Annotated in this window: 6 protein-coding genes; all 6 read left to right on the top strand. The window is 50.8% G+C overall.

Annotated elements, in window-relative coordinates; translation table 11 throughout:
* Window positions 1-1396: alpha/beta fold hydrolase (locus HOK28_16275; protein ID MBT6434655.1), on the top strand; the 1396-nt coding region annotated here is incomplete at its 5' end.
* On the top strand, window positions 1390-2403 hold the full coding sequence (locus HOK28_16270) for an aromatic ring-hydroxylating dioxygenase subunit alpha (protein ID MBT6434654.1): 1014 nt from the start codon (window positions 1390-1392) through the stop codon (window positions 2401-2403). The genes HOK28_16275 and HOK28_16270, both read left to right, overlap by 7 nt.
* A complete protein-coding gene (locus HOK28_16265) occupies window positions 2396-3769 on the top strand; it encodes a cytochrome P450 (protein MBT6434653.1) in 1374 nt (457 codons plus the stop codon). The genes HOK28_16270 and HOK28_16265 overlap by 8 nt, the downstream gene beginning before the upstream one ends.
* Before the next feature lie 7 nt (window positions 3770-3776).
* Window positions 3777-5513, top strand: a complete 1737-nt coding sequence (locus tag HOK28_16260) for an amidohydrolase family protein (protein ID MBT6434652.1) — start codon at window positions 3777-3779, stop codon at window positions 5511-5513.
* 8 nt (window positions 5514-5521) lie between these two features.
* Complete coding sequence (locus HOK28_16255) at window positions 5522-6790, top strand: hypothetical protein (GenBank protein ID MBT6434651.1); 1269 nt, start codon at window positions 5522-5524, stop codon at window positions 6788-6790.
* A 190-nt stretch (window positions 6791-6980) separates the two neighbouring features.
* On the top strand, window positions 6981-7780 hold an 800-nt coding region (locus HOK28_16250), incomplete at its 3' end, for a hypothetical protein (GenBank protein ID MBT6434650.1).

Raw genomic sequence — 7780 nt, 5'->3', positions numbered from 1 at the left:
GCTCGGTTCAGTACATATTCCGTGGATTCGCACGAAGAAGAACCGGCCTGTTTATCAGTTTCTATCGCAGGTCTCTGGAGACGCCACACCGCCAGAAGGAGACAGCTTCACGTTTGTATACGATGCCGGAAAGTTAAGTGGTCTGGAGCTGGCGCCATCGATTGAAGTGGAAGGTAAAAAGAAGAAGAAGAAGAGTACTCAAGCTCAGGTGGGCACGGAAACAGCGCTTACAAGACGCAGCCGTATTCTGCCGGAAATCATTAGAGACTTTGCCGATGCAGCGCATATTGCCGCAAGAATTCACGATGCAAGCGCCCTAGGTCAGCGCGCCTTGAAGGTTCCCTATGTGGCGCCTCGAGACGAGTTGGAAGAAGAACTCTCAGGCCTTTGGGCTAAGGCTCTGAAGGTTGAGCAAGTCGGTGTCCTGGATAATTTCTTTGAACTCGGTGGTCATTCCCTCTTAGCAGCCCAGCTGGTTTCTCAGGTTCATCAAGACATGGGGCTGGATTTACCGCTGCGTGACTTGTTTGAGAATCCAACCATCTCGGGTGTAGCCGCTCTGGTTCGTACAATTCAGAATGGCGGAATGGAAACGATTGCATGGGATCCAGTGGTTTCCGTAAGCGAAAACATTTCAGGACAACCTGTGTTTATGGTGCATCCTGTGGGCGGCGCAGTGTTTTGTTATCGAGACATCGGTGCTCAGCTCGGCTGCGTTTACGGGCTACAGGCACGAGGCTTGGAGAGCGGGGAGCACCCTTTCCATAATTTGGAAGACATGGCTAAGGCCTACGTTGCCGGGATGCGTGAGACGCAGCCTGAGGGCCCTTACCGAATCGCTGGTTGGTCCATGGGCGGCGCCGTGGCCCTTGAGATAGCCCGGCAGATTGAAGCAGCTGGCGATAAGGTGGAGCAGATCGTCATGCTTGATACTCATTGCCCCGGTGATTCTCTGAAAGCCTTAAGTGAGAATCCTGAATGGGTGATTGCTCAAATGGCCTACGACCTCCGGGTAGACCGCGAGCTTCTGACGGAGAAAATGAACGGCACCGGTGAGCAAGGAATGGCGGCGCTGATGCATTCGATGGAAGAAGAAATCACTCGATTGGGTTTGATGACCACCGAGTATGACCGCCTACGGTTTGAACGTCTTCAAAAGGTTATTGATGCTCATGCGAAAGCTTATTTGAATTACAAACCTTCTAAAGTGGAAGCGCCTGTGACGTTAATACGCGCGACGAATTCGTTGGTGCCAGATGGCAGTGCTACGGTGGATGCAGATGCTTGGTCGGAAATTTCTAAGACCGGTGTCGAGGTTGTGGATGTGGATGCAGATCACTTTACGTTGGTAAGGGGAGAGGCCGTCTTGAAGGTGGTGGAGAAACTAAAGTGCTAAAGAACTTCTGGTATGCCTGTGAATTCAGTTCACGGGTTACAACATCCCCAACGCCATTGATGTTGCTTGGAGAGAAGCTTGTCCTTTATCGGCGTTCAAGTGGTGAAGTTGTTTGCTTACGAGATAAATGTGTTCACCGCGGGGATGAACTCTCCCGAGGCCGAGTGATTAACGACTGTTTGGCTTGCCCTTATCATGGGTGGCAATACGACGAGTCTGGTGCTTGTGTTCACATTCCGTCCAATACCGAAGGGCAAAGCATCTCGAAAAAGGCTAAGGTTAAATCTTATCCTACCCAGGAGAATTACGGTTTCATCTGGGTCTTTATGGGAGATTTGCCTGAGGCGGAAAGACCCCCCATCCCAGAGCTGCCTGAGTATGGCCAACCTGGTTGGCGAACGTTTGAATTTGATTGGTTACTCAAGGGTCATTATACGCGAGTTGCAGAAAACGCGATTGATGTTTCGCATTTACCATTTTTGCATTCTGAGACTTACGGCGAAGAACAAAACCCCCTTTTCGCGCTTGAAGACTTTGAAGAGGGTGAGTGGGGAGGCCAAGGTAAGTATCGGCATGCCACCATGGTTCCGGGAATTCTGAGATTGCGGTGGCCTAAGCCTTTGGATTCTGTAACAACCTTTACCTATCACCTCCCGAATATCACCAGCACAAGAGCCGATATTGTTTACGGTACGGTTTTGCTTTTCATGTCGCACGTACCTGTGAGTGCAACGGAAACGAAGATTATGTATTTGTGCATGCGTAACTTTTACACGTGGCCGATTTTCGATGGCTTTGTGAAAAAGGGGGCCATGAATATTTTTCTCGAAGACCAGGAATCCATTGAGAAGCAGCACCCATTTCGAGCCCCGCTTAATTTCGCGGAAGAATTGCATGTAAAAGCTGATTTGTTGCCACTTGCGCTGCGCAAGCTACGGCGACGCTGTGCCAAAAAAGGCTGGTGTATCGAAGAGCCGATTGAAGAAAAGGGTGAAGGCAATGGCTGATGGGGCCGATATTAAGCTCATGCCATTGGCTAAGAGTCCTGGTTTTTTCGAGCGTCTAAAGATGCTGGATTACCAGGACTGTGAAAAATGGCTGGCCTATCTTCAGAGCTTGTTTGGTCGTTACGGCGACGTGATCCGTCTTTCGTTTCTTGGGCACCATTTATTTGCCATTCGAAACCCTGAAGATTTCGACAAAATTTTCAAACAGGCCCTGTTTGAGAAAAAGGGAGATTTTCACCGCTACCACCACTTGCTAATGGGTGACGGGCTGGTGACCTCTTCGGGCAATGAGCGGTGGAAGCAAACACGTCGCGTGTTGCAGCCCCACTATACCAATAAGCGGCTTAAGGGTTACGTCACCCAAATGGTGGCTTCCAGCGAGAAGATGTTTGAGGGCTGGGATAAGCATGTCCAAGCAGGTGAGCACTTTGATGCGCATCATTTCGTGCGTGATCTCACTCTCGACATCAACCTTAAGTGTCTCTTGGTGAACGACTTCGACCCTTACGTTGATGCTTTCCATAAGATTATGGACGACATCATGGATCCGCCCAGTTTCTTCGACTTGGCCATGCCTAAGTGGATCCCGACCCTTGAGTACTTCAAGTATAAGAAAATCGTAGATTTCCTCGATAAGGTTATTTACGAGGTTGTGGAGAAACGAGGGGGCAAGGCTTCTGAAAATGGTGACTATCTGGATTCATTGTTGGACCTGCATATTGAAGACCCCGAACTGATGCCACTAAAGAGTGTACGCGATGAAGTGGTGACGCTTTTAATTGCCGGGCATGAAACCACTTCTTCTGCTTTGGCTTGGGCAATGCACCTTTTGACTGAGCACCCCGATAAGGCCGCAAAGCTGAGTGAGGAAGCGGATAGGGTACTGGGTGGGCGTTCACCTACCTTGGAAGACCTTGACAAGCTGGTCTACGCTGGCCACGTGGCGAATGAGGCCATGCGCATGTATCCACCGATTATGATTTTCATTCCGCGTACGGCGACGGAAGATACAGAACTCAGTGGCACCCGGGTTCCTAAGGGCTCTCAAATATTCATGTTTCCGTACTGTGCACACCGCCATCCAGATGTTTGGAAGAATCCTGATACTTTCGATCCCGACCGTTACGAAGATGCTGATTCTGCCAAGGTCATTCGTTTGAGCCTCATGCCATTTGCTTCAGGCCGAAGAAAATGTGCTGGAGCGCTCTTTGCAACCTATGAGATGAAAATCATGCTGGCGATGATGGCGCAGCGTTATCATACGAAGTCTTCGGGCAAGGTGAAGGTTGAGCCCACGATGGTCAACGGAGCGCTGGCTCCCAAGAATGGGGTCTGGCTAGAAGCAACCCACAGGAAAGAGAGCTAAAAGACCCATGGCGCAAGAAGGCTCAGAGTACGACCTCGTCATTCGTGGAGGTACGGTTTACGATGGCACAGGCTCGCCAGGCGTGTTGGCGGATGTAGCGGTCAAAGATGGCCGTGTGGTGGCTATAGAGTCCTCGATCTCCGGTTCAGCTCGGCGTGAAGTGGATGCTAAAGGATGCTGGGTATCGCCTGGCTTCTTCGATCTGCATGCTCACTATGATGCAGAGATTGAAGTGAAGCCCGGTCTGCATGAGTCTGTTCGCCATGGCGTGACCCATGTGATTATGGGCAATTGCTCGCTTTCAATTGCACTTGGTTCCGAAGAAGAGCTTTTGAATCTCTTTTGCCGGGTTGAGAGCATGCCACGAGAAGTGGTGGAGCGCTGGCTTGGCGGAAGAATCTCCTGGAAAAATGTCACTGAATATTACGAGCACCTTGATACCATTCCTATGGGGCCGAATGTGGGCTCTTTCTTAGGCCACTCCAATGTGCGTATCGCAGCGATGGGGTATCGGCGGTCGATGACTGTTGAGAAGGCCACTGCAGAAGAGCTCCAAACGATGCGCGACACAGTGCAAGAAGCGATGGATGCAGGTTACCTGGGTTTATCGATTGATATGTTACCGTGGCACCGTATTGAGAGGGGTGAGTTTCTGGGAGAGCCGGTCCCAAGCCAGCACGCTCATATCAGTGAGCATCGGGCATTGGCCAATATCGCGAGAAAGGCTGGACGTGTCTTGCAGGCTACGCCCAATGGCCTTGATAAGAAATCGGTGCTTCAGCTGATGTTTATGAGTGCAGGCCTCATTCGTAAAGCGCTTCGTGTAACGGTGGTTTCTGCAATGGATGTGGTCGGCAATCGCTTGATTTGGCTGATGGCCATACTGGGTGCATCGGTCATCAATACTCTATTTCGTGCGCAATACCGCTGGCAGTGTTTAACCACGCCTTTTCTCAATTTCGCCGATGGTGCCAATACGCCCATTTTCGAAGAGTTCGCGACCGGTGTGGAAGCTATTAATGCTGAAGAAGAAGACCGGAAAAAGCTTTTTGCGGATGCCGGTTTTCGAAAGCGCTTTCGCGCCGACTGGTATCGTCGTGGCCCCAAACTCTACCACCATATGTGGGACAAGATGACTGTGGTGAAATCGCCTGAGTCAGAGCAGATTGGGAAGAACTTCAAGGAGCTTGCCCAGGGGACAGGGAGTGACCCTGTGGAGGTCTTTATGGACCTAATGGCCAAGCATGGCAGTTTGCTGCGTTGGAAAACAGTGGTGGGCAATGACCGCGATGGTCCGCGGCATAAGCTTTTAAAGAATCCCGGTATCATTCCAGGGTTTAACGATTCGGGTGCGCACAATCAGCAGATGGCTTTTCAAGATGGCACCTTGCAGCTTCTAAAGCAGGTGCTACTCAATCCGCATGTGATGACCATCGAGAATGCGATTCATCGGCAGACCGGTGAGGTCGCTGAGTATCTTGGTGTAGATGCAGGAACCATTTGTGTGGGAGACCATGCGGACCTTGTGGTGATCGATCCAGAAAAGCTCAAAACCGGACTCAGCGACCCCATCGAGCACTACGACGACGACTTCGGTGGCAGCATGCGCTTGGTACGCCGCTCCGATGGCGTCGTGAAGTTTGTTGCCGTGGGCGGCAAAACGGTGATGGACGAAAATGGCTTCAGTGAAACTTACGGTAAAGAACGCTTTGGCCGGCTCCTGAGAGCCCAGAGAAAAGGGTAGAGGACGCGATGGATAAAAGTAGGATGTGGACCATCATCGATGGCACAAAATACGATATCAGCGATTTCGCATCCTGGCATCCGGGTGGCGAAGACCTATTGATGCTGGCCGCGGAGCGAGACGCGACCGAGATGTTTTACTCCTACCACCTCAATACCAAGAAGGCTCAAAAGGTCTTATCGAGGCTACCGGTCCTGGAAGAAGGATTACCCAAAGGGCAATACACCCACGAGTCTGAACTCTACCAGGTCCTTAAAGAGCGGGTGCGCGCTCATCTCAAAGCCAAAAAGTTGCCAACTCAAAGGCATGATTGGAGGCGCACTGCCACGATCATGGGTTCCTTGGCGGTTCTCTATACGTTAACCGTGTTTTTTGGGTTCTATTGGCTCACACCGCTCATGGGCGTGATGATGGCGGTAGCCGGCCTTGCGATTCAGCACGATGGTAACCATGGCTCCTTTTCAAAGGACCCGAAGCTCAACAAATGGGCAGGGATGGTGAATGAGCTTATTGGCGGTTCTACTTTGATGTGGCGCCACCAGCATGTGGTTTCACACCACTCTTTTACGAACGACTATGAACACGATCGCGACTCTGTGGGTGCGTGGCCAGCGATCCGAAACAACCCGGCAATGCCGTGGATGTTTCATATGCGCTTTCAGTTTCTCTATGCGCCTTTTTTGTATTCGACCATCGCCATTTTCTACCCCATTGCCGACACCATCAATTTGATGATGGGCAAGTACCAGACAGTCCCACTGCAGCCACTTCGGGCAGGGGATTTGATTTGTTTCTTTGTGGGTAAGTTTGTTTACGCGATGCTTTTCTTGGTGATTCCCTATTTGGTGATGGGCCCAGATTTCTTGATGATGTTTTACGTACCCAGCATGCTGGTGGGCGGGGCGTATTTAGGCTGCTTATTGCTGGCAAGTCACAATACGCACATCAACGAGTTTAATATTCGCACTGGCGATTGGGCGGAGACGATGATTCGTTGCACCGCCAACTGGAGCAATGATTCCAAGCTTTGGTATTTCTTCAGCGGCGGTTTGAATTTTCATATTGAGCACCACTTGTTTCCAGGCATCTCTCACGCCAATTTTCCGGGCATTGCGCCTATCATTAAGCAAACCTGTGAAGAGCGCGGCTTGCCTTACCATCACTTCAATGGTGGTTGGGCAATCTTCATCAGCCATCTTAAGCTTCTTTACCGCCTCGGGAAGAAGCCAGCGCCGAACGCCTTGATGAAGGAAGACGGGCAACCAGCGACTTTTTAAGAGAGCATCTTCGCTCTGTCGCATTCTGCATAGAGCGAGTGTCATATTGGTCATTGTTCGTCAGTTTCGACGTTATATCTCGTCACCATTCACCTAAGAGCTTGTTATTGCTCGTTAAATTTTCTGGCACGCGGATTGCTTTGTTAGGAGCAAACCAAAGCCCCTGAGTGGGCTTCACCCGGAGAATAGAATGCCCATTTCAACTCGCAGTCCTCTTACCAACACCCGTTATGCAAGGTCCGTGTCGGATACGAATCGCAGCGGCTCGTCGATGAGTGCTTTGTCCAGCCCATCACGAGATACCTTTTCCCGCACTTCATCTAGCGGTTCTAATTGGGCTCGATTTTCATCAACCCCGGTTGCCGCTGGCAGTGCGAATTATCCGTCGGTACTCAGTGGCTTGAGTCACCTGGGTTCAGCGCAAACCAACAACTCAGTCGGCATTTCAGCCAAGGCTTTGTTAGCCCGTCAGCGTCATCTTTCGACCGCTACTTTGGAAGAGCTTCAAAAAATGGCTGGCATGTTTATTACCGTGCGCTCCGGAGAAATGGAAATCACTAAGCTTACAAGAGAGCAGGCCGAGTTTGTGGTGATGGCTCAAATGTTTGGTGAAACGGCCGTTTACAACCAGCCAGGATTTTTCGAAAAGAACAGCATGCCTGAGGACCTTGATGCGAAGTTACGAGACATCGTGCGGGCTACCTTTTCTTTGCCCGAGACCATAGCAGAAGTAGGCAGTTTGGATGAATTGCTTTCAGATGTAGCGGGCCTTCAGTCACTGGGCTTAGACACCAGCAAGACTGAATCATGGAAGACTCTAAACGATTTACAAACGGGCGTTTTGGACCCCGACGAATACTTCAAAGATGTGATGAATGGAGGTTCTGATGACGGCTCGGATTCCGGCGTGGTTTCTCCCGGCGGAAACAATGGTTCAGGAGGTATCAACCTTGGAGCAGGCACGGGCACGGGTACCGGTACCGGTACCGG

The sequence above is a fragment of the Deltaproteobacteria bacterium genome, assembly GCA_018668695.1.
Taxonomy (GTDB): Bacteria; Myxococcota; XYA12-FULL-58-9; order XYA12-FULL-58-9; family JABJBS01; genus JABJBS01.
The sequence above is the reverse complement of the archived record's forward strand: the minus strand, read 5'-3'. Positions and strand labels throughout refer to the sequence as shown.

What these genes read in the sequence shown, in the direction of transcription:
- HOK28_16265 (MBT6434653.1), top strand. Translation starts at nt 2,396, where the DNA reads ATGGCTGATGGGGCCGATATTAAGCTCATGCCATTGGCTAAGAGTCCT.
- HOK28_16260 (MBT6434652.1), top strand. Translation starts at nt 3,777, where the DNA reads ATGGCGCAAGAAGGCTCAGAGTACGACCTCGTCATTCGTGGAGGTACG.
- HOK28_16255 (MBT6434651.1), top strand. Translation starts at nt 5,522, where the DNA reads ATGGATAAAAGTAGGATGTGGACCATCATCGATGGCACAAAATACGAT.